The 21375-nt window shown below is 67.6% G+C and carries 20 protein-coding genes and 1 riboswitch; of the genes, 13 read left to right on the top strand and 7 right to left on the bottom strand.

The genetic code is table 11. The features are described from left to right. Positions 1-41: 41 nt before the first annotated feature. The 6 genes from AU197_RS01625 (at position 42) to AU197_RS01650 (ending at position 5892) form a co-directional block, all read left to right on the top strand. Positions 42-2627, top strand: coding sequence for an ATP-binding protein (locus AU197_RS01625; protein ID WP_082696443.1), 2586 nt, complete (start codon positions 42-44; stop codon positions 2625-2627). After that, positions 2624-3043 carry a roadblock/LC7 domain-containing protein gene (locus AU197_RS01630; protein ID WP_064400627.1) on the top strand — a complete coding sequence of 140 codons (420 nt, stop codon included), beginning with the start codon at positions 2624-2626 and terminating at the stop codon, positions 3041-3043. The genes AU197_RS01625 and AU197_RS01630 overlap by 4 nt, the downstream gene beginning before the upstream one ends. Before the next feature lie 7 nt (positions 3044-3050). Continuing rightward, on the top strand, positions 3051-3422 hold the full coding sequence (locus AU197_RS01635; RefSeq protein ID WP_064400628.1) for a DUF742 domain-containing protein: 372 nt from the start codon (positions 3051-3053) through the stop codon (positions 3420-3422). Continuing rightward, positions 3403-3978: a GTP-binding protein gene (locus AU197_RS01640; RefSeq protein ID WP_064400629.1), complete on the top strand. Its 576-nt coding sequence runs from the start codon at positions 3403-3405 to the stop codon at positions 3976-3978. The genes AU197_RS01635 and AU197_RS01640 overlap by 20 nt, the downstream gene beginning before the upstream one ends. Positions 3979-3982: 4 nt before the next feature. Further along, positions 3983-4546, top strand: a complete 564-nt coding sequence (locus AU197_RS01645; protein WP_064400630.1) for a pentapeptide repeat-containing protein — start codon at positions 3983-3985, stop codon at positions 4544-4546. A gap of 71 nt (positions 4547-4617) precedes the next feature. Continuing rightward, positions 4618-5892: an amidohydrolase family protein gene (locus tag AU197_RS01650; RefSeq protein ID WP_064400631.1), complete on the top strand. Its 1275-nt coding sequence runs from the start codon at positions 4618-4620 to the stop codon at positions 5890-5892. Here AU197_RS01650 and AU197_RS01655 read toward each other — a convergent pair. Next, the gene (locus AU197_RS01655; protein WP_064400632.1) at positions 5889-8501 is read right to left on the bottom strand and encodes an FHA domain-containing protein; all 2613 of its coding nucleotides are present in this window, start codon (positions 8499-8501) and stop codon (positions 5889-5891) included. The two genes, AU197_RS01650 and AU197_RS01655, sit on opposite strands and share 4 nt — an antisense overlap. A 122-nt stretch (positions 8502-8623) precedes the next feature. Here AU197_RS01655 and AU197_RS01660 point away from each other — a divergent pair, with 122 nt between their 5' ends. Further along, positions 8624-9040 (top strand): hypothetical protein, encoded by a 417-nt coding sequence (locus AU197_RS01660; protein ID WP_156434268.1) that lies wholly within the window; start codon positions 8624-8626, stop codon positions 9038-9040. On the opposite strand, the gene AU197_RS01665 is transcribed toward AU197_RS01660, so the two are convergent. After that, positions 9007-10230 carry an NADH:flavin oxidoreductase gene (locus AU197_RS01665; RefSeq protein ID WP_064400634.1) on the bottom strand — a complete coding sequence of 408 codons (1224 nt, stop codon included), beginning with the start codon at positions 10228-10230 and terminating at the stop codon, positions 9007-9009. The genes AU197_RS01660 and AU197_RS01665 overlap by 34 nt on opposite strands. Positions 10231-10258: 28 nt before the next feature. On the opposite strand from AU197_RS01665, the gene AU197_RS01670 reads away from it, so the two are divergent. Both AU197_RS01670 and AU197_RS01675 read left to right on the top strand, forming a co-directional pair. Next, the gene (locus tag AU197_RS01670; protein ID WP_197415428.1) at positions 10259-11116 is read left to right on the top strand and encodes a bifunctional methylenetetrahydrofolate dehydrogenase/methenyltetrahydrofolate cyclohydrolase; all 858 of its coding nucleotides are present in this window, start codon (positions 10259-10261) and stop codon (positions 11114-11116) included. 59 nt (positions 11117-11175) lie between these two features. Beyond that, entirely contained in the window at positions 11176-11406 is a 231-nt protein-coding gene (locus AU197_RS01675; RefSeq protein WP_502687848.1) for a DUF3017 domain-containing protein, read from the top strand. A 29-nt stretch (positions 11407-11435) separates the two neighbouring features. Here AU197_RS01675 and AU197_RS01680 read toward each other — a convergent pair whose 3' ends face one another. The 3 genes from AU197_RS01680 to AU197_RS01690 are packed head-to-tail and all read right to left on the bottom strand — an operon-like array spanning position 11436 to position 14649. Further along, positions 11436-12173 carry a class I SAM-dependent methyltransferase gene (locus tag AU197_RS01680; protein ID WP_064400636.1) on the bottom strand — a complete coding sequence of 246 codons (738 nt, stop codon included), beginning with the start codon at positions 12171-12173 and terminating at the stop codon, positions 11436-11438. Then, on the bottom strand, positions 12170-13303 hold the full coding sequence (metX, locus tag AU197_RS01685) for a homoserine O-acetyltransferase MetX (protein ID WP_064400637.1): 1134 nt from the start codon (positions 13301-13303) through the stop codon (positions 12170-12172). Before metX ends, AU197_RS01680 begins: the two co-directional genes overlap by 4 nt. Continuing rightward, entirely contained in the window at positions 13303-14649 is a 1347-nt protein-coding gene (locus AU197_RS01690) for a bifunctional o-acetylhomoserine/o-acetylserine sulfhydrylase (protein ID WP_064400862.1), read from the bottom strand. The genes metX and AU197_RS01690 overlap by 1 nt, the downstream gene beginning before the upstream one ends. Before the next feature lie 43 nt (positions 14650-14692). Then, positions 14693-14815: riboswitch (SAM riboswitch) on the bottom strand. Positions 14816-15009: 194 nt separating this feature from the next. On the opposite strand from AU197_RS01690, the gene AU197_RS01695 reads away from it, so the two are divergent. After that, positions 15010-17265: an NADP-dependent isocitrate dehydrogenase gene (locus tag AU197_RS01695; RefSeq protein WP_064400638.1), complete on the top strand. Its 2256-nt coding sequence runs from the start codon at positions 15010-15012 to the stop codon at positions 17263-17265. Here AU197_RS01695 and ephH read toward each other — a convergent pair. Further along, positions 17262-18098 (bottom strand): epoxide hydrolase EphH, encoded by an 837-nt coding sequence (ephH, locus tag AU197_RS01700; protein WP_064400639.1) that lies wholly within the window; start codon positions 18096-18098, stop codon positions 17262-17264. The genes AU197_RS01695 and ephH overlap by 4 nt on opposite strands. A 68-nt stretch (positions 18099-18166) precedes the next feature. Here ephH and AU197_RS01705 point away from each other — a divergent pair, with 68 nt between their 5' ends. From AU197_RS01705 to yhjD, 3 genes are read left to right on the top strand one after another with little or no spacing between them, the layout of a single operon-like run. Continuing rightward, on the top strand, positions 18167-18982 hold the full coding sequence (locus AU197_RS01705; protein WP_064400864.1) for an exodeoxyribonuclease III: 816 nt from the start codon (positions 18167-18169) through the stop codon (positions 18980-18982). Beyond that, positions 18979-19995, top strand: coding sequence for a tryptophan--tRNA ligase (gene trpS, locus AU197_RS01710; protein WP_064400640.1), 1017 nt, complete (start codon positions 18979-18981; stop codon positions 19993-19995). Before AU197_RS01705 ends, trpS begins: the two co-directional genes overlap by 4 nt. Positions 19996-20010: 15 nt before the next feature. After that, positions 20011-21057, top strand: a complete 1047-nt coding sequence (gene yhjD, locus AU197_RS01715; RefSeq protein WP_064400641.1) for an inner membrane protein YhjD — start codon at positions 20011-20013, stop codon at positions 21055-21057. On the opposite strand, the gene AU197_RS01720 is transcribed toward yhjD, so the two are convergent. Continuing rightward, complete coding sequence (locus tag AU197_RS01720; RefSeq protein ID WP_064400642.1) at positions 21051-21374, bottom strand: DMT family transporter; 324 nt, start codon at positions 21372-21374, stop codon at positions 21051-21053. The genes yhjD and AU197_RS01720 overlap by 7 nt on opposite strands. Position 21375: the final 1 nt, after the last annotated feature.

A 21375-nucleotide genomic window follows, 5' to 3' on the forward strand; every position in this document is an offset into this window, starting at 1 on the left:
CGCCGGGGTGGGCATATCAGTGGAAATCAGTGGGAAGTCTCATGAATGACGTGCCATCGCCGACGAGCGTGTTCTCCGAACTCAAGCGGTCCGACGGCACGCTGATCGACCTCGAACGCGAGCCGCAGCGACCGGTCAAACGGCCCTCGCGGTGGGCCTTGTCGAACTGGCCTGTCCGGTGGAAAGTGCTCGCGATCGTCCTGGTGCCGTTGATCGTGGCCGCCACGTTCGGCGGCCTGAGGATCTACGGCGACGTGACCGGTGAAGCCGATCTGCGTCGCGCCGCCGATCGCGCCGAAATGGTGCCTGCGATCGAGGGCTACATGGAGGCGTTGGAAGCGGCGATGCTGGCCACCTCTGCCAATGGTGAGGCCAACGGCGACATGCCGGCCGCACTGACGCGCTTCGACACCAACCGTCGCGAGCTCCAGCTCAGGATGGAGGCCACCGACGTCGCGCCGGATGTCCGTCAGGGCATCACCACGATGATCAACGACGGTCAGGCGTTGATGGACAAGGTCACCTCGAACAGCATCGGGTTGCGCGACAGCATCCAGGCGTACGCGCTGCTGCTGTTGCCCGCCGAGGATGCGGTGACCGGTTCCGTCCGGGTCGACGACGAACGCATCCGCGCCGAGACGGTTGGTCTGGCCCGCGCGATCGGGGCCCGTGGCCAGATGACGATGCAGACGCTCGCGCTCACCCGCGGCGCCGAGCTGCCCGAGCCGGAGTTGCGGACCGCGGTGATCGCGCTTGCCGGCACCGAGCCGTCGACCCTGTTCGGCATGAACCAGGTGCTCGGGGTCGGATCGCCCGACGCCAAGACGCTGCAGGCCGAGTTCGTCAAGCGGATGGCGCTGATGACCGATCCGGCGGTGCCGCTGGTCAACAATCCCGAACTGCTCGCGTCGGTGGCCGCGACCGACCGGATCGCCCGCCAGATCATCGACCGGACCACCGAGGCGGTCACCTCGGCCGTGCGGGATCGAGCCGCTGCCCAGCGCAGCACCCTGATCCGCGACGCGGTCGTCGTCGGAGTGTCGATGCTGCTCGCGCTGATCATCGTGATCCTGGTGGCGCGCACCCTGGTTCGACCGCTGCGTCGGCTGCGCGACAGTGCGCTCAAGGTCGCCCACGAAGACCTCGGCGCGGAGATCGAGCGGGTGCGTGCCGGTGGTGACGCGCTGCCGATCACCCCGATCCCGGTGTACACCACCGAGGAGGTCGGCCAGGTCGCGCATGCCGTCGACGAACTGCACGAGCAGGCCGTCTTCCGCGCTGCCGAACAGTCGCGGTTGCAGTTGCAGATCTCCGACATGTTCGAGACGCTCTCGCGGCGTAGCCGGTCGCTGGTCGACCAGCAGTTGGCGTTGATCGACCGGCTGGAGCGCAACGAGGAGGACCCCGAACGGCTGGAGAGCCTGTTTCGGCTGGATCACCTGGCCGCTCGGATGCGCCGCAACGGCGCGAACCTGTTGGTGCTGTCGGGCGCGAGAGTGCCTCGCGAGCAGGCCGAGCCGGTCCCGGTCTCCGCGGTGATCAACGCGGCGGCCTCCGAGGTCGAGGACTACACCCGGGTCGTCACCGCCACGGTCCCCGACAGTGAGGTGGTCGGCGCGGTCGCCGGCGACCTGGTCCACCTGCTCGCCGAACTGCTCGACAACGCGCTGCGCTACTCGCCGCCGATCTCGCAGGTTCGGGTGTCGGCCGTGCACACCGCCAACGGCGGACTGGTCATCGAGGTGAGCGACATCGGACTCGGGATGACGGAGTCGGATCTGCGGGTGGCCAACACCCGCCTGCAGTCCGGTGGCCAGGTAGATCCGTACACCGCGCGACACATGGGGTTGTTCGTGGTCGGGCGCCTCGCCGCGCAGCACGGGCTGGTGGTCCGGCTGCGCTCGACCATCGGCGGCGAGCCCGATTCGGGCACCACCGCGGGTGTGTACGTCCCGGCGGAACTGCTCAGGCGACCGGGCGAGCCGCACCAGTTCAGCGCGCCCGAGTACGCCACGCCCGCCGACGCCCACGCAGGGATCGCGACGGCGCTGGCACTCGACGAAGATGTGCTGCCGCACGACGAAGGCCTGCTGCCGCACGGCGAAGGCCTGCTGCCGCAGCGCGATCCCGGTGCCAGCGGTATCTCGGCCGTCACCGAAGAACAAGAGGAAGAGGAAGAGAAGGGGCCGGAACCGGCCGGCCGGCCGACGGACACCTCGAGTTTCTTTGCGGCGCGGACGCAAACGGCCGAGGTGGCCGATGCCGACGACTCGATCTACCAGAGCATGCTCTCGGAGTGGCTTGTCGACCCGACGGAACTCGCCAACAGCGAGGACCTGAACTGGGAATCGGTGTGGGACCACGGCTGGTCGGCCGCGGCCGCCGCCGACGAGGCCCCGGTCACCGAGGTCACCGACGACGGGCTTCCGCTGCGCACTCCGGGTGCCCGCCTCGTGCCGGGCGCCGCGCAGACCGGCGAGGTAGCATCGGCGGCTGAGTTCGGCGCGGAACCGGGAGCCTCGCAACGCGACCCGGAAGCCGTTCGCGCCAGCATCAGCAGCCACTTCGGCGGGGTGCACGCCGGGCGATCGCACGCACGAGAGACCAGAGGAACCGATACCGAATGACTTATCCGGCTCATTCGACGCAGCGCGACTCGCTCGACTGGCTGGTCTCCAAGTTCGCGGCTGACGTGTCGGGGGTGACCCACGCCGTGCTGGTATCCGCCGACGGGCTGCTGATGGCGGCCAGCGAGCACATCCCGACCGAGCGGGCCGACCAATTGGCGGCCGTGGCCTCCGGGCTGGCGAGCCTGTCCACGGGTGCGGCGCAACTCTTCGACGGCGGCCACGTGCTGCAGTCGGTGGTCGAGATGGAGAACGGGTATCTGCTGTTGATGCGGGTCGGCGACGGCTCGAACCTGGCCACCCTGGCGGCACGAAACTGCGACATCGGCCAAATCGGTTACGAAATGGCGGTATTGGTCGAGCGGGTGGGCACCGTCGTCCAGTCGGCGCGACGGCGCGCACCCCAGCATTCGTGAGCCGCCGATGGACCGGTGGGAGGGCGACGTCGCGGCCGAGCCGAGCCTGGTCCGGCCGTACATCCTGACCGCGGGCCGCACCGACGCCCGCATCTCGCTGCCGCTGGAGGCGCCGGTCGAGACGGTCGACTCGGCCAAGCCGCCGCGCTGGCCGGGCAACGACGTGCGCGGGCAGATCGTGGCGATGTGTGTCGACCACCCGTCGGTCGCCGAGATCGCGGTGAAGTTATCGTTGCCGCTCGGCGTGGCGCGGGTACTCATCGGGGATCTGGTGACGCAGGGTTATGTGGCGGTCGGCAGCACCCTGGGCGAGTCGACCGACATCGACGAAAGACGTGAGTTGATAGGAAGGACACTGCGTGGCCTCAAGGCACTTTGAGGAGGCGGCCTCCACGAAGATCGTCATCTCCGGTGGCTTCGGCGCCGGGAAGACGACATTCGTTGGCGCGGTCTCCGAGATCATGCCGCTGCGGACCGAGGCCCTGGTGACCACCGCCTCGGCGGGCGTCGATGGTTTGGAAGCCACACCTGAGAAGAACACGACGACGGTGGCGATGGACTTCGGTCGCATCACCCTGGCCGACGACCTGGTGCTGTACCTGTTCGGCACCCCCGGGCAGCGCCGGTTCTGGTTCATGTGGGACGACCTCGTGCGCGGCGCGATCGGAGCCATCATCCTCGTCGACGTGCGCCGGCTGCAGGACAGCTTCGCCGCGGTGGACTTCTTCGAGGCGCGAAAACTCCCGTTCCTCGTTGCTGTCAATCAATTCGACGGTGCGCCAAGGCATCCCATCGTCGCGGTCCGTAAAGCGCTGACGCTGGGCGAGCACGTTCCGGTGATCACCGTCGACGCGCGTGACCGGCAGTCGGCCAAGGCGGCGTTGATCGCGATCACCGAGTACGCGCTGGCCAGCCTCACAACGCTGCCCGGCTGATCCTGTGTCACCGCACGTAACACTCTGGAGCGACGGGGAGTTCACCGGCCGCGATTTCCGCGACGACGATCTGAGCAGGCTGCGCACCGAACGCGTGGTGTTCGACGGATGCGATTTCCGGGGCGTCGACCTCACCGAGTCGGAGCACTCCGGTTCGGCCTTTCGCAACTGCCGATTCGAGCGGGCGACGCTGCACCACAGCACTTTTCGGCAGTGCAGCATGTTGGGATCGGTGTTCACCGAAAGCCGCTTGCGACCGCTGACTGTGGTCGACGTCGACCTGACACTGGCCGTACTCGGCGGGTGTGATCTGCGCGGTGTGGATCTCACGGGGTGCCGGATGCGCGAGGCGAGCCTGGTCGACGCAGATCTGCGCAAGGCCGTCTTGCGCGGTGCGGACCTGGGCGGCGCCCGAGTGCAGAACCTGCGGCTCGACGAGGCCGACCTGCGCGGCGCCAGGACCGATGCGTCGCTGTGGACCACCGCCAGCCTCACCGGCGCGAAGATCGACGTCGACCAGGCACTGGCCTACGCTGCGGCTCACGGCCTGAACATCCACGGGCAGTGAGGACGCCGCAGGGAGGCGTCAATCACGCCAAACCGGGGTGGCGGCCCGCCGGCCGGAGAAACAATGGGCGGATGGCCGCCACCTGGGACACCCTCGACCGCTACGTCGTCATCTCCACCGACACCCACGCCGGGGCCGACCTTCGCGACTACAAGCCCTACCTGCCTGCCCGGCTGCACGACGACTTCGACGCGTGGGCGGCCGCCTACGTCAGCCCGTTCGACGACCTGATCATCGCCACCGCGCAGCGCAACTGGAGCCATGAGCTTCGGACGTCGGAGATGGACGCCGACGGGGTGGCGGCCGAAGTGCTGCTTCCCAACACCGTGCCGCCGTTCTTTCCGACCACCCCGAACATCACCATCACGCTGCCGCGCACCCGCGACGAGTTCGAGAAGCGATGGGCCGGTGTGCAGGCCCACAACCGATGGCAGATCGACTTCTGTTCATTGGCCCCGGCGCGGCGCCGCGGGCTGATCCAGGTGTTCCCCAACGACGTCGAGCTGGCACTCGAGGAGATCCGCTGGGGCGCCGAGCAGGCCTGCTTTGGCGGCGTGCTGCTGCCCGCCGTCTCGCCCGGCGACCCCAACGTCGCACCGCTGTTCCACACCCGCTACGAACCGATCTGGGCGCTGTGCACGGAACTGGACCTGACCGTGGTCCAGCACGCCGGAGCGGGCAGCCCGGTGATGCCGATGGATCAGCCGGCCTCCAATGCCGTGCTGGTCACCGAGATGGCGATGTGGGCGCAGCGCACCGTTTCACACCTCATCCTCGCCGGGGTGTTCGAGCGTCATCCGACACTGCGGTTCGTGCCGACCGAGCAGGGCACGCTGTGGCTACAGGACCAGATGATGATGCTCGACGTCATGGTGCCCTCCATGAAATCCGAGGCGGGCAACCGCACGTACGGAATGTTCGGCGGCTCGTCGATCGACGAACTGACCATGGCGCCCAGCGATTACGCCAAGCGGAACTGCTACCTGGCCTCGGAGCTGACGCCGTACGAATCGTCGACCATCGACTACCTCGGTGCCGACCACGTCATGTGGGGCAGCGACTACCCGCACGAGGAAGGCTTCGCGCCGCACTCGAAGCTGGCGATCCGCTGGGCACTGCACGACCAGCCCGAGGACGTGTGCCGCAAGATCCTCGCCGGAAACGCGGCCCGGCTGTACCGGTTCGACCTGGAGGCCCTCGCCCCGATTGCCGCGGAGATCGGTCCGACGGTCGCCGAAGTGCATACCCCGCTGGGCGATACGGGTTACGTCTCGCCGCCCGCGTTCGGTTACCGCCCGTTCGAGGGCGGCCTCGCCCTCAAGCGGCTCGCCCCGGCTCGACGCTAGGTGCTGGCAAGCCGAATCCGCCAGCGCACGAACGCCGTGTAGCCGATGCAGATCAGCCCGAGCATGGCCATGTCGAACAGCCATGTTCCTGCGCTGTGTTCCCAATGCCGGTCGTTGGGTGTCAACGGGCCGGGCACCAACCGGATCAGGTCGATCGTCGAGGCCGAAGCCGCGAAACCCCAACGGGCCGGGGTGAACCACGACATCTGATCGAGCACGATCCGGTCCGTCACCGGGATCATGCCGCCGGAGAACACCAGCTGCGACATGATCGCCACCACCAGCAGCGGCATGATCTGTTCGTTTGACCTGGCCAACGCCGACAGCGCCAGGCCCACCATCGCCGCGGCCACCGTCGTCACCGCGATGTCGACGAACAACTCGATGCTGCGGTTACCGATCAGCGCACCGCTGTCCACGGCGCCCGGACCCCAGCCCTTACCGATGATCGCGATCGCCGTCACGATCGCCGACTGGACGATCGCGAACAGCGTGAACACGAACACCTTCGCCAAAAGGTATGCGGTGGTGGACAATCCGACGGCCTGCTCGCGGCGGAAGATCGCGCGCTCACCGATCAGTGCCCGGATGGTCAGAGCGGTGCCCATGAAGATGGCGCCGACGTTGAGCATGACCAGGATCTGGCCCGGTTCGTTGGGCGCCGGACCGCCCTGGATCGCCGGCACCGGCACACCGAAACCGACGTCACCGGGCACCGAGAGCGACAGCACGCCCATGATGAACGGCAGCAGCATCAGGAACGCGAAGTAACCGCGGTCGGACACCACCAGTCGCACCTGACGGCGCGCGATCGTCGAGAACTGTCGCCGCACGCTGGTACTCGTCGGGCTGCCCAGATCGGAGGGCTCTTCGGTCGGCGGTGCCGGCGGTGGCGGCCCGTGCTGGGAAAGGAAGCGCGAGTTGGCCGCCTCGGGATCGCTGGCCACCGAGCTGAAGATGTCGGCCCAGTTGGTCGTGCCCATCGACGGGCCGATCTGGCCGGGCGGGCCGTAGAACGCGGTCTTTCCGCCGGGAGCCAGCAGCAGCACCTGATCGCACACGTCGAGATAGGTCAGCGAGTGCGTGACGACCAGCACGACGCGCCCGGCGTCGGCCAGCTGCCGCAGCATCGTCATGACCTGGCGGTCCAGTGCCGGATCCAGACCCGAGGTCGGCTCGTCGAGGATCAGCAGCGACGGGCCGGTCAACAGTTCGAGCGCCACCGAGGCGCGCTTGCGCTGGCCGCCGGAGAGCTTGTCGACACGGGTCTCCAGATGCTTGGTCATCTCGAGTTCCTCGAGCACCTGCATGACGACCTGTTCGCGGTCGGCCTTCGTGGTGTCGGGCGGCAGCCGCAGTTCGGCGGCGTACATCAGCGCCTGGCGCACGGTCAGCTGACCGTGGACGACGTCGTCCTGCGGCACCATCCCGATCCGGGAGCGCAGCGACGCGTATTCGGCGTGCACGTTGTGACCCTCGAAGGTCACCGTGCCCGTCGTCGGATGGGTGTAGCCGGCGACCAACCGCGCGAATGTCGACTTGCCGGCGCCCGAAGGGCCGATGACGGCGGTCAGCGTCCCCGGCCGCGCCGCGATCGAGATGTTGTCCAGCAGCGTCTTGTTGTTCTCGATGGTCCACGTGACGCCGTGCACTTCCAGCCCGCCGGTGCGGGTCGCGGCCTCGCTCTCGGTGCGGCGGACCAGCGTGCCGCCGGAGAAGACGAGGTCGATGTTGCCGATGGTGACCGTGTCACCGTCGCGAAGCAGTGCGGACTCCACCCGCGCACCGTTGACGAACGTGCCGTTGATGCTGCGGTTGTCGACGATCTCGGTGCCGGCCGCCGTCGGCACCAGCGTGGCGTGGTGGCGCGACGCCAGCACGTCGGGTACGACGATGTCGTTGTCGGTGGCTCGACCGATCTTGACTGCGCCGGGAACATTGTCCGCGGGCTTGCTCCCGGGCCGCAGGATCTTGAGCATGCTCGTGGCGAGGTTGCCGTCGCTGGAGCGCGGAGCCGCCGTCGGTCCCATCATCGTCGCCGATTCGAGCGCTGGTGAGGAGATCGGCTGGCGCACCGGCTGCTGAGGACTCGTATAGGCCGCGGGCTGCGACGTGCTGGGATACCGGGGCGGGGGAGGCGCACTCGGGTAGGTCGGTTGCGGACGCGACTGTGCTGGCGGCGGCCCGTATGGCCGCGCGGTGTGCGGACCCGAGACCGGCGGAGCGGTGGGGTAGCTGCCTGCCGGTCGCTGGTTGGCGATCGGCACCGCCACGGTCGGTGTCCGGCCCACCGCGCCCTGATGGCGACCGATCTCGAACGTCAGCCGCGGACCGTCGGGATTGCCGATGTTGACGGTCTGACCGTCGTGGATGTCGACCGCGGGAACCCTGCGGTTGTTGACGAACATCCCGTTGAGGCTGCCGTTGTCGATCGCGACCCAGCGGCCTTGATCGAAGCGCAACACCAGATGCGCACGGGAGATCAGGGGGTGGGCAATGCGGACGTCGGCGCGCAGATCACGGCCGATGACGACGTCATTTCCCGCCGCGAAGGTCCGGGTCGATCCGTCGTACCGAACGGTCAGCGCGGGTGGGGCGGGTCGGCTCATCGACGCCAACTCTAACGGTAGGCCCGCCGGGGCGGGGTGTCGCGGTGCCGTTGACGAAAGTTTGCCGATCGCCCGGCGAGTCGCGCGCGGATGACGACGAAACGTGGTCACCATAGGTCATGGTGTCTCGGGCGCCTTTCATGATCGTCGGCATCGGCGGGCTCTGTGTCGCAGCGGCGTTCCTGGCGCCCACGGTCGATGCGCAAAACGCCATCGCGATCGACGCCCGTGGATTCGTCGACTCCGAAGCCCGTTGCGAGGCGCCATGGCAGCCAGCGGCTTTGGGCCGCACCCAATTCGCGCTCGTCGCGATCTGCGAACGGGGCGGCAACTACGAGTACCGCGGGGTGCGAATGAGCGACGGTCTGGTGCTGAAAGCACCTGCGGCCGAGAACAGTGACGGCGTCTTCACCGTCGAGAACGAGGGCGCCACGTACTCGTTCTCGGCGAAGGAGCTCGTCGTGACCGCCGGAGACCGCGTGTTGGTGACCGAACCGATGGTGGCCTACGTCGAACCGCGGCCCGCCGTCGAGGGCTGATAGTTGTCCGGCGCCCCGGTCAGCACGCAGTGGGTGTGGCTGTAGATCGTCGGCATGCACTTGTTGCAGTGATCGCAGATCGACTGCACCGAACTGTCGGCCTGGATGCGGTTGATCAGGTCCGGTTCGGCCAGCAGCGCGCGTCCCATCGCCACGAACTCGAAACCCTCAGCCATCGCGAGGTCCATCGACTCGCGGTTGGTGATGCCGCCCAACAGGATCAGCGGCATCTTGAGCTCGGCGCGGAACTTCAGGGCGTGGCGCAGCAGAAACGCCTCCCGGTAGGGGTACTCGCGCAGGAACTTCTTTCCGGTCATCCGGATGCCCCACCGGATCGGGGGTTTGAACGCTCCCGCGAACTCCTTGATCGGCGCGTCGCCGTGGAACAGGTACATCGGGTTGACCAGCGAACTGCCCGCGGTCAACTCGATGGCGTCCAGGCCGCCGTCCTCCTCGAGCCATTTCGCGGTCTGCAACGACTCCTCGATCGGAATGCCGCCGCGCACACCGTCGGTCATGGTCAGCTTCGCGGTCACCGCGATCGGGGTGCCTTCCTTCTCCACTGCGCGCCGCACCGCCATGACGACGCCGCGGGCCACCTTGGCCCGGTTCTCCAGCGAGCCACCGAACTCGTCGGTGCGGCGGTTGAGCAGCGGGGACAGGAACGAGCTGGCGAGGTAGTTGTGGCCGAGGTGGATCTCGACGGCATCGAAACCGGATTCGATGGCCAGCCGCGCGGCATTGGCGTGGGCCTCGGTGACCTCGCGGATGTCCTCACGCGTGGCCTTCTTGGCGAACCGCATCGACAGCGGGTTGAAGAAGCGGATGGGCGCCAGCGCCTTGGCTTTGTTGGTCCGCGCATTCGCGACGGGTCCGGCGTGGCCGATCTGCGCGCTGATCGCAGCGCCCTCGGCGTGGACCGCCTCCGTCAGCCGCTTGAGGCCCGGCACGGCCTCCGGGCGCATCCAGATCTGCCAGCCGTCGGTGCGCCCACCGGGGGCGACCGCGCAATAGGCGACGGTCGTCATGCCGACCCCGCCGGCGGCGGGCAGCCGGTGGTAGTTGATCAGATCGTCGGTGACGAGCGCGTTCGGCGTCGACGCCTCGAACGTCGCCGCCTTGATGATCCGGTTGCGCAGCGTCACCGGGCCGAGCTTGGCCGGGGTGAACACATTGGGCTGAGTGTTCATAGTCATGGAGCATGCCAGACTGTGACCCGTGGGTGCGATGACACTGGACGGCAAGGCCACGCGCGACGAGATCTTCGTCGACCTCTCCGAACGGGTTGCGGCGCTGACGGCGGCGGGGCGCACGCCGGGGCTGGGCACGGTGCTCGTCGGCGACGATCCCGGTTCCCACGCCTACGTGCGCGGCAAGCACTCCGACTGCGCGAAGGTCGGCATCAACTCGATCCGCCGCGACCTGCCCGCCGACATCAGCCAGGCCACGCTCGACGAGACGATCGACGAACTCAACGCCAACCCCGAGTGCACCGGGTACATCGTTCAGTTGCCGCTGCCCAAGCACCTCAACGAGAACGCCGCGCTGGAGCGCGTCGATCCGGGCAAGGACGCCGACGGTCTGCATCCGACCAACCTCGGCCGGCTGGTTCTCAACGAACCAGCTCCGCTGCCGTGCACCCCGCGCGGGATCGTGCACCTGCTGCGCCGCTACGAGGTGGAGATCGCCGGCGCGCACGTGGTCGTCATCGGCCGCGGCGTGACGGTCGGCCGTCCGCTCGGGCTGCTGCTGACCCGGCGTTCGGAGAACGCGACGGTGACGTTGTGCCACACCGCGACTCGTCATCTACCGGAGTTGGCCCGCGAGGCCGACATCGTCATCGCCGCGGCGGGCATGCCGCACATGGTGACCGCCGAGATGGTGCGTCCCGGCGCGGCGGTCGTCGACGTCGGGGTCAGCCGCGACGAGAACGGCAAGCTCGTCGGTGATGTCCACCCCGACGTCTGGGACGTCGCCGGGCACGTTTCGCCCAATCCGGGTGGCGTGGGACCGCTGACGCGCGCGTTCCTGCTGACGAACGTGGTCGAGCGCGCGGAGGTACTGGCCGCGACGTGACGCCAAAGGAGTTCGCGCGCAAGGTCTTCACCGGTCAATGGCCGTTCTGGTCGGTCGGGCTGATCTTCGCCGCCGCGTTCGTCCTGGTGGTCGCGGGCTACTGGCGACGCGGCGCGCTGGTGATCGCGATCGGGGTGGGCGTGGCGGCCGCGTTGCGGCTGGTGTTGAGCGATGACCGCGCGGGTCTGCTGGCGGTGCGCAGCCGGGGCGTCGATTTCGTCACCACCGCGACCGTCAGCGCGACGATGCTCTATATCGCGTGGACCATCGACCCGCTGGGCACCAGCTAGCACTTCAGTCGCCCACGTCGGCGCGGCGGTCAGGCCAGCGTGGCCCGGATGCACACGGTGACGTACGGCAGCGCCAGCCCGGTGGAGTTGGCCAGCGCCGGATGGGTCGCCAGCAGCTCGCGCACGCGGTCCAGCGTCCTGGTGCGTACCTTCTCCGGCGAGGTGATGCAGTAGCTGCGGGACGCGACCAGGTCGATAAGTGCTTGCGGGGTCAGGTAACTCGTCCACTCGACCTGATGACGTTCGACGCCGGTGAAGGGGTCGGGCAGCGAGACCGTGTTGCTGAACGGGTCGTGCTCATGGCCGATGATGCGGCCGAGGTCTTTCACCCAGCCCAGCCGCTCGTCGCGGGTGTTCCACACCAGGCCCAGCCGGCCGCCGGGGCGCAGCACCCGGGCCACCTCCTTGACCGCGATCTCGGGATCGAACCAGTGCCAGGCCTGGGCCACCAGCACGGCGTCGACGCTGTCGTCGGGCAGCGGGATCTCCTCTGCCGTGCCGAGCAGGGCCGGGGTCTCGGGAAGCGAACGACTCAGCAGCTCAAGCATTTCGGGAATCGGATCGACCGCGACGACGTCGAGGCCGCGCTCGACCAGGCGCGTGGTCAGCTTGCCCGTGCCCGCCCCGAGGTCGAGCACCCTGGCGGCGGCCGACGGCAGCAGCCAGTCGATCGCCTCGGGCGGATACGACGGCCTACCGCGTTCGTAGGCGGCGGCCTCCGCGCCGAACGACAGCGAGCGATCCTGTTCCGGCCGGCCCGCCGTCATTGTGCAGCCAGCTCCAACGTCCGGCGGATGAGCTTGTAGACGGCCTCGGTCTCCACCAGAAAGCCGTCATGCCCGTAGATCGACTCGACGACATCGAGGCCGGCGCAGGCGGGCAGCAGTTCGGCCAGCTCCTCCTGCAGCCGAAGGGGATAGAGCCGGTCGGAGGTGATGCCGCCGACCACCGCAGGCACCGGACAGCCGCGCAGCGCGGCCTCGACACCCCCGCGGGCGCGTCCGACGTCGTGGCCGGACAGCGCCTCGGTGAGCGCCACATACGTGCCGGCGTCGAACCGCGACACCAGCTTTCGGCCCTGATGCTCCAGATAGCTCTGCACCGCGTAGCGGCCGCCGACACCGGGGTCCTCACCGTCCTGCGGATCATTGGCGAACCGGGTGTCGAGCTCGAGCTCACCGCGGTAGGTCAGATGGGCGAACCGGCGGGCGATCTCCATACCGAGGTCGGGGGACAGGCCCGTCCCGTAGTAGTCGCCGTTCTGCCAGTTCGGATCGGCCTTGATCGCGGCGACCTGCGAGCTCTGGGTGCCGATCTGGTCCGCGGTGGCACGCGCGCCGACGGCCAGCACCAACCCCGAGCGCACCCTGTCCGGATGACCGACCATCCACTCCAGCGCGCGGGCGCCGCCCAACGAGCCGCCCATGACCGCGGCGACCTCGGTGATCCCGAACGCCTCCAGCGCGGCGATGTCGGCGCGCACCTGGTCGCGGACGGAGACGACCGGGAAACGCGACCCCCAGGCCTTGCCGTCGGAATGCAGCGAACTCGGGCCGGTGGAGCCGCGGCACCCGCCCAGCACGTTGGTCGCCACCGCGCACCAGCGGTCGGTGTCGATGGGTCCGCCGGGACCGGCGACCCCGTCCCACCAGCCGGGGGTCGGGTGGTCGGGTCCTGCCGGGCCGGTGATGTGGGAGTCACCGGTCAGCGCGTGCAGCACCACGACGACGTTGTCGCGCTCGGGCGACAGCTCACCCCAGCGCTGCACGGCGATCGACACGTCCTCGATGACCGCGCCGTTCTCCAGCGTCAGCGAGCCGATGTCGACCACGCCGATCTCGCCTTCCGCGGGCAGATTCAGGAGTGGCACCTCGACTTCCACATCGGAGAGGGTCATCAGAACGCCGCCGTGGCGTTCGGGTCGGCCTTGCCTGCGGAGCGCAGCGGCTTGGCGGCGGCGAAGCCCTGTTCCAGGTCGGCCAGGATGTCGTCGATGCCCTCGATGCCGACCGCCAGGCGCACCAGCCCGGGCGTGACGCCGGAGGCCAACTGCTCCTCCGGCGACAACTGCGCGTGTGTGGTGGACGCGGGGTGGATCACCAGCGACCGCACGTCGCCGATGTTGGCGACATGGCTGTGCAGGGTCAGTGCGTTGACGAAGGCCTTTCCGGCGTCGACCCCGCCCGCCAGTTCGAATGCGAGCACGGCACCGGTCCCCTTGGGCGCCAGCTTCTTTCCGAGCTCGTACCACGGAGAAGAGGGCAATCCGGCGTAGTTGACCGAGAGCACGTCGTCGTGTCCATCGAGGTACTCGGCGACCTTCTGCGCGTTGGCGACGTGCCGTTCGACGCGCAGGCTCAGCGTCTCGATGCCCTGGGCGACCAGGAACGCGTTGAACGGTGACGCCGCCGAACCCAGATCACGCAGCAGCTGCACCCGCGCCTTGAGCGCGTATGCGGGCGGACCGAGTTCGGCGAACACCACACCGTGGTAGCTCGGATCGGGCTCGGTGAAGCCCGGGAATTTTCCGTTGGTCCAGTCGAAGGTGCCGCCGTCGACGACGACGCCGGCGATGGCGGTGCCGTGCCCACCGAGGTACTTGGTGGCCGAGTGCACGACGATGTCGGCGCCGTGGGCCAGCGGCTGGATCAGGTACGGGGTGGCGATGGTGTTGTCGACGATCAGCGGCACGCCGGCGTCGTGGGCGACCGCCGAGACATTGGGGATGTCGAGGATGTCGATCTTGGGGTTGGAGATCGACTCGGCGAAGAACGCTTTCGTGTTCGGCCGCACCGCGGACCGCCACGAGTCGAGGTCATCGGGGTCCTCCACGAAGCTGACCTCGATGCCGATCTTGGGGAACGTGTAGTGGAACAGGTTGTAGGTGCCGCCGTAGAGCCGCGGGCTGGACACGATGTGGTCGCCGGTGTTGGCGATGTTGAGGATCGCGAAATGTTCGGCGGCCTGACCGGACGCCAGGAACAGCGCCGCCACCCCACCCTCGAGAGCCGCGATGCGCTGCTCGACGGTGTCCTGGGTGGGGTTCATGATCCGCGTGTAGATGTTGCCGGGCTCGGCGAGGCCGAACAGCGCGGCGGCGTGATCGGTGCTGTTGAAGGTGTACGACGTGGTCTGGTAGATCGGGAGCGCCCGGGCGTTGGTCGCGCTGTCGGGGGCCTGTCCGGCGTGGACCTGTTTGGTTTCGAACGCCCAGCTTGCTGTCGGATCTTCTGACGCGCTCATGCGAGAACGGACCTCCATCTGTGTCTGGGGGCCCGTCACAACGGACCCGCGCTTGCCGGTAGCCGCTTCTCAGCGGGTACTCAACCTGGTCATCACCCGGGGCACCCCACCGCGGTTGGAGGGTTGCCGGCCAGCTAGCCGGGGCTTGTTGCTGGCACTCATGACCGATGAGAAGCCTATCGCATAGTGCTCGGGGCGTGCCAGCGAGGGATCTCGGCGAGGCGCGGCCAAAGCTACCGGTCAGTAGCGGATCACACTCCCTGCGGCAGACCCCCTGGCTCACACAGAGGGTCGGGTACGGCGCAATACTGGTAGTCGACTGACCGAGGCCTGACCGATTAGCGAGCCGGAGAACCCCACATGACTGCCGAGCAGCCGACCATCATCTACACGCTGACCGACGAGGCGCCGCTGCTAGCGACCTACGCGTTCCTGCCGATCATTCGCACCTTCACCGAACCGGCGGGCATCAACGTCGAGACCAGCGACATCTCGGTGGCCGCACGCATTCTCGCCGAGTTCTCCGACCGGCTCACCGACGAGCAGCGCGTGCCGGACAACCTGGCCCGGCTGGGCGAGCTCACCGAGAAGCCCGACACCAACATCATCAAGCTGCCCAACATCAGCGCCTCGGTGCCGCAGCTGCTGGCCGCGATCAAGGAGCTCAAGGCCAAGGGCTACGACCTGCCCGAGTACCCCGGTGACCCGAAGAACGACGACGAAAAAGCAATCAAGGACCGTTACGCCAAGGTCCTCGGCAGCGCGGTCAACCCGGTTCTGCGACAAGGTAACTCGGATCGACGCGCCCCCAAGGCGGTCAAGGAGTACGCGCGCAAACACCCGCACAGCATGGGTGAGTGGTCGATGGCGTCGCGCACCCACGTGGCGACCATGAAGACCGGCGACTTCTATCACGGCGAGAAGTCGATGACCCTGGACAAGGACCGCAAGGTCAAGATGGTGCTCGAGACCAAGAGCGGCGAGACGGTGGTGCTCAAGCCGGAGGTGGCGCTCGACGACGGCGACATCATCGACAGCATGTTCATGAGCAAAAAGGCGCTCTGTGAATTCTTCGAAGAACAGATCGAGGACGCCTACAAGACCGGCGTGATGTTCTCGCTGCACGTCAAGGCCACGATGATGAAGGTCTCGCACCCCATCGTGTTCGGCCACGCGGTGAAGGTCTTCTACAAGGACGCGTTCGCCAAGCATCAGAAGGTGCTCGACGAACTCGGTGTGAACGTCAACAACGGCATGTCCGATCTGTACGACAAGATCCAGGCGCTGCCCGCTTCGCAGCGCGAGGAGATCGTCCAGGACATCCACGCCGTGCATGAGCACCGGCCGGAACTGGCGATGGTGGATTCGGCCCGCGGCATCACGAACTTCCACTCGCCGAGCGACGTGATCGTCGACGCGTCGATGCCGGCGATGATCCGGCTCGGCGGCAAGATGTACGGCGCCGACGGGCGGACCAAGGACACCAAGGCGGTCAATCCCGAGTCCACGTTCAGCCGGATCTATCAGGAGATGGTCAACTTCTGTAAGACCCACGGGCAGTTCGATCCGACGACCATCGGGACCGTGCCCAACGTCGGGTTGATGGCGCAGAAGGCCGAGGAGTACGGCAGCCACGACAAGACGTTCGAGATCCCCGAGGACGGCGTCGCGAACATCGTCGACGTCGACACCGGCGAGGTGCTGATGACCCAGAACGTCGAAACCGGCGACATCTGGCGCATGCCGGTGGTCAAGGACGCCGCGATCCGCGACTGGGTGAAGCTGGCCGTGACGAGGGCGCGGGCCTCGGACATGACCGCGCTGTTCTGGCTGGACACCGAGCGTCCGCACGAGGTGGAGCTGCGCAAGAAGGTCAAGGAGTACCTCAAGGAGCACGACACCGAGGGCCTACACATCCAGATCATGCCGCAGGTGTGGGCCATGCGGTACACGCTGGAGCGGTTGATCCGCGGCCAGGACACCATCGCGGTGACCGGAAACATCCTGCGCGACTACCTGACTGACCTCTTCCCGATTCTGGAGCTGGGCACCAGCGCGAAGATGCTATCGATCGTGCCGCTGATGGCCGGAGGCGGTATGTACGAGACCGGTGCGGGTGGCTCCGCGCCCAAGCACGTCCACCAGCTGGTCGAGGAGAACCACCTGCGCTGGGACTCGCTCGGCGAGTTCCTCGCCCTGGGAGCGTGTTTCGAGGACATCGGGCGCAAGACCGAGAACAAGCGGGCCGTTCTGTTGGGTAAGACGCTGGACTCGGCCATCGGAAAACTGTTGGACAACAACAAGAGCCCGTCGCGCAAGACCGGTGAGCTCGACAACAGGGGCAGCCAGTTCTATCTCGCGATGTACTGGGCGCAGGAGCTCGCCGAGCAGACCGACGACAAGGAACTCGCCGACCACTTCGCCGACCTCGCAAAGTCGTTGGCCGACAACGAGGACGCGATCGTCAACGAACTCGTCGAGGTGCAGGGCGACTCGGTCGACATCGGCGGGTACTACTACCCGGACCCGGAGAAGACCACCGCGGTGATGCGGCCCAGCAAGACGTTGAACTCGGTGCTGGAGGGTGCGACGAGCGAGCCGGTGACGAAGCTCTAACCGCCGAGCGCCTCTCGTGACGGTGGCGCGGCGTGGCGGTCGACGAACTCGACGATCAGGTCGGCCACGCGCTGCGGCGCCTCGAACATCGGGATGTGGCCGACGTCGTCGAGATGCGTGATCTGCGTGGTCGACGGCAGGTGCGCGGTGAAGTGGCGGGTGAACCGCGGATGCGGCAGGACGCGGTCCTTTTCGCAGATCACCAGGTGGGTGGGGCACGCGCCCTCGGCCAGTTCCATCAGGCCCGGGGTCAGCAGCGACTTCACCAGAAGCTGGTAGTAGGCCGGGCAGTGGGTGACGTCGTCGATGATGTCGATGAGGTCGTCATCGGACAATCGGTCCGGCGTGGCACTGATCGGAAAGTGGGCCAGCCAGCGGGTGAATGGCAGCTTCAGGACACGCTCGCGGAACACGAGGGTGAACGCCCACACCGGGAAGCCGGCCAGGAACTTGCCGACGATCTCGAACTTGGCGGGCGTGAACTTGCTCCACCCGCCCGCCGGTGCGATACCGGTCAGCGTGCGGGCCCGGCCGCGGCGCTCCAACTCGAAGGCCACCCAGCCGCCGAGCGAGTTGCCGACGATGTGCGCGGTGTCCCAGCCCAGTGCATCCATCCTGCGTTCCGCGTCGTCGGCCAGTTCGGCCGTATCCAGGAAGCGGTGGCCCTTCACCCCGCCGTTGTGGCCGGGCATGGTGGGGGCGAGAACCTCGTAGCGGCCGGTTTCGGCAATCAGCGGGCCGACCTTCTTCCACACGTTCTGCGACATCATGAACGGGTGTAGCAACAGGATTGGCTCGCCGGAGCCGACGTGGATCGGTGCGCGCTCAGTCATCAGCCCGACAGTAAGGTGATACCGCCGGTACCGCAAGTACGTCGGTATGGTCTGCCGCTGTGACAACGCTGATCATCAGCACCATCAACGTCAACGGCATCCGCGCCGCGGTCAAGGAGAGGTCGCCGCAGAACCGGGGCCTGCTGCCGTGGCTGGCGTCGACCACCGCCGACGTGGTCTGCCTGCAGGAAACCCGCGCCGACGATGACCAGCTGGCCGCGGCCTTGGCGCCCGCCCTGGCCGACGGTTGGCGTCTGGCGTCGGCCGAACCGCACATCAAGGGCCGCAGCGGCGTCGCCGTGCTGTCGCGTCACCCGATCACGGCATCCCGGTTGCTCGAGTCCGACGAGTTCGGGGCGCACGGCCGCTATCTGGAGGTCGACACCGCCGGGGTGACGGTCGCGAGCGTCTACGTCCAGACCGGTGAGGCGGAGACGGACCGCCAGCTCGAAAAGGAACGGTTCATGGCCGAGCTCGCCGCGCGAATGGCGACGATGACAGACCGCGAGGCCGTCGTGTGCGGCGACTGGAACATCGCCCACACCGAGAACGACATCAAGAACTGGAAGGGCAACGTCAAGAAGTCCGGGTTCCTGCCGAGCGAGCGGCAGTGGCTCACCGATCTGCTCGCCTCGGGGTGGACCGACGTGGTCCGCGAGTTGCACCCCGACCGGCCGGGCCCGTACGCGTGGTGGTCGTGGCGGGGCCGTGCCTTCGACAACGACGCCGGCTGGCGCATCGACTACCAGCTGGCCACATACGCCCTGGCGAAGCGGGCCGTCGCCGCCCGGGTCGAGCGCGCCGAGGCGTATGCGCTGCGCTGGTCGGACCACGCGCCGGTGACGGTGGAGTACCGGTCGCGTGGAATGATCGGACGATCATGAGCAGTTCGCCGAAGCCCGTCGTCTTCTCCGGTGTCCAACCCACCTCCGACTCGCTACACCTGGGCAACGCGCTAGGCGCGATCCAGCAGTGGGTGGGCCTTCAGGACGACCACGACTCGTTTTTCTGCGTGGTCGACCTGCACGCGATCACGATCCCGCAGGACCCCGAACGGCTGAGGCGGCGCACCCTGGTCACCGCCGCGCAGTACATCGCGTTGGGCATCGACCCGGACCGCAGCACGATCTTCGTGCAGAGCCACGTTCCGGCGCACACCGAATTGGCTTGGGTGCTGGGCTGTTTCACCGGTTTCGGACAGGCATCGCGGATGACGCAGTTCAAGGACAAGTCGCAGAAGGAAGGCAGCGAGGCCACCACCGTCGGGCTGTTCACCTATCCGGTGCTGATGGCGGCCGACGTGCTTCTGTACGACACCGAGCTCGTTCCGGTGGGCGAGGACCAACGCCAACACCTGGAGTTGGCACGCGATGTGGCGCAACGGGTCAACTCCCGCTTCCCGGACACCTTCGTCATCCCCGAGCCGATGATCCCCAAGGCGACGGCCAAGATCTACGACCTGCAGGACCCGACGTCGAAGATGAGTAAATCGGCGGGGACCGAGGCCGGCCTGATCGGCCTGCTCGACGATCCGAAGGCGTCGGCCAAGAAGATCCGCTCGGCCGTCACCGACAGCGAACGCGAGGTGCGTTTCGACCCCGACGCCAAACCCGGCGTCTCGAATCTGCTGACCATCCAGTCGGCGGTCACCGGGGCCGACATCGGCAAGCTCGTCGACGGTTACGCGGGACGCGGATACGGCGACCTCAAGTCCGACACCGCCGAGGCCGTCGTCGAGTTCGTGACTCCCATCAAGGCCCGGGTCGACGAACTGCTCGCCGACCCCGCCGAGTTGGAGTCGATCCTGGCGGTGGGCGCCGCACGGGCCCGCGACGTGTCTGCGACGACACTGCGGCGGGTATATGACCGGTTGGGGTTTCTGCGGCCGGGGGGCTGACGTGGGGAGTGTGGCGTGAGAACTCCGGGCGAGCCGGAAGAGCGCGACGAGAAGAAGGGGTTCGTCGACCGGTTGCGCGCCCGGCACGAATGGTTCGACCACGTCATGCGGGCGCAGGAGCGTTACAACGACAGCAAGGGCGACTTCTACGCGGCAGGCATCACGTACTTCACGGTCTTCGCGATGTTCCCGCTGTTGATGGTCGGCTTCGCCATCGGCGGTTTCATCCTGGTCAGTCAGCCCGAACTGCTCGCCGACATCCAGGACCGGATCAGGGCGTCGGTGTCCGGCGACGTCGCCACGCAGCTCGTCGAGCTGATGGACTCCGCGATCGAGTCGCGCACCTCGGTCGGGATCATCGGGCTGGCCACCGCGGCATGGGCCGGGCTGGGCTGGATGGCGAACCTTCGCGAGGCGCTGAGCCAGATGTGGGGCCTGATGCGGCGTGACACCCCCGGGTTCGTGCGCACGAAGTTGTCGGATCTGACGGCCATCGCCGGTCTGTTCCTGGCGATTGCGGCCACCGTCGCGCTCACCGTGGTGAGCAGCTCCGGATTGGCCCGCAAGGCCGTCGAATGGGTTGGGCTGGGCGATGTTCCGGGCATGAGCATCCTGCTGCGGGTGATCTCGCTGGTGTTCTCGGTGTTGATCAGTTGGCTGCTGTTCACCTGGATCATCGCGCGCCTGCCCCGCGAGTCGATCAGCTTTCGCTCGGCGATGCGGGCCGGATTGCTCGCGGCGGTGGCGTTCGAGGTCTTCAAGCAGGTGGCGTCGATCTACCTGCGCTCGGTGGTGACAGGCCCGGCCGGGGCGACATTCGGCCCGGTTCTGGGCCTGATGGTGTTCGCCTACATCACCGCCCGGCTCATCCTCTTCGCCACGGCGTGGGCGGCCACCTCGATCGAGAACATGGAGGCCGCACCGCTCCCGCCGCCCGGGGGCGCGCAGATCACTCCGCGGGTGCAGGTGCACGAGGGCGTCGGGGTCGGCGGCGTTCTGACCGCTGCGGCAGCGGGAGCGGTTGGTGCGCTAGGGATTTCGAAGCTTCGACGGCGTCATTGACTCTGGCTGACCATCTGCAGGCCGACCACGCAGCCGACGATCCCCAGTAGGAGCGCCACTTTGATCGGGGAGGCGCTCTCCTGGCCGGTCGCCAGCGAGTAGACCACGGTGAGCGCCGCACCGACCCCCACCCACACCGCGTAACCGGTGCCTACGGGTATATCGCGCAGTGCGACACCCAAACCGGCCATCGAGATGATCAGTGCCACAACGAAAACCGCTATGGGCACTGGGCGGGTGAAGCCTTCCGACTTGCTCAGGGCGACTGCCCACACAGCTTCGAAAGCACCCGAAACCATGAGGATGACCCAGGGCATG

The organism is Mycobacterium sp. IS-1590 (genome assembly GCF_001500025.1).
GTDB lineage: Bacteria > Actinomycetota > Actinomycetes > Mycobacteriales > Mycobacteriaceae > Mycobacterium.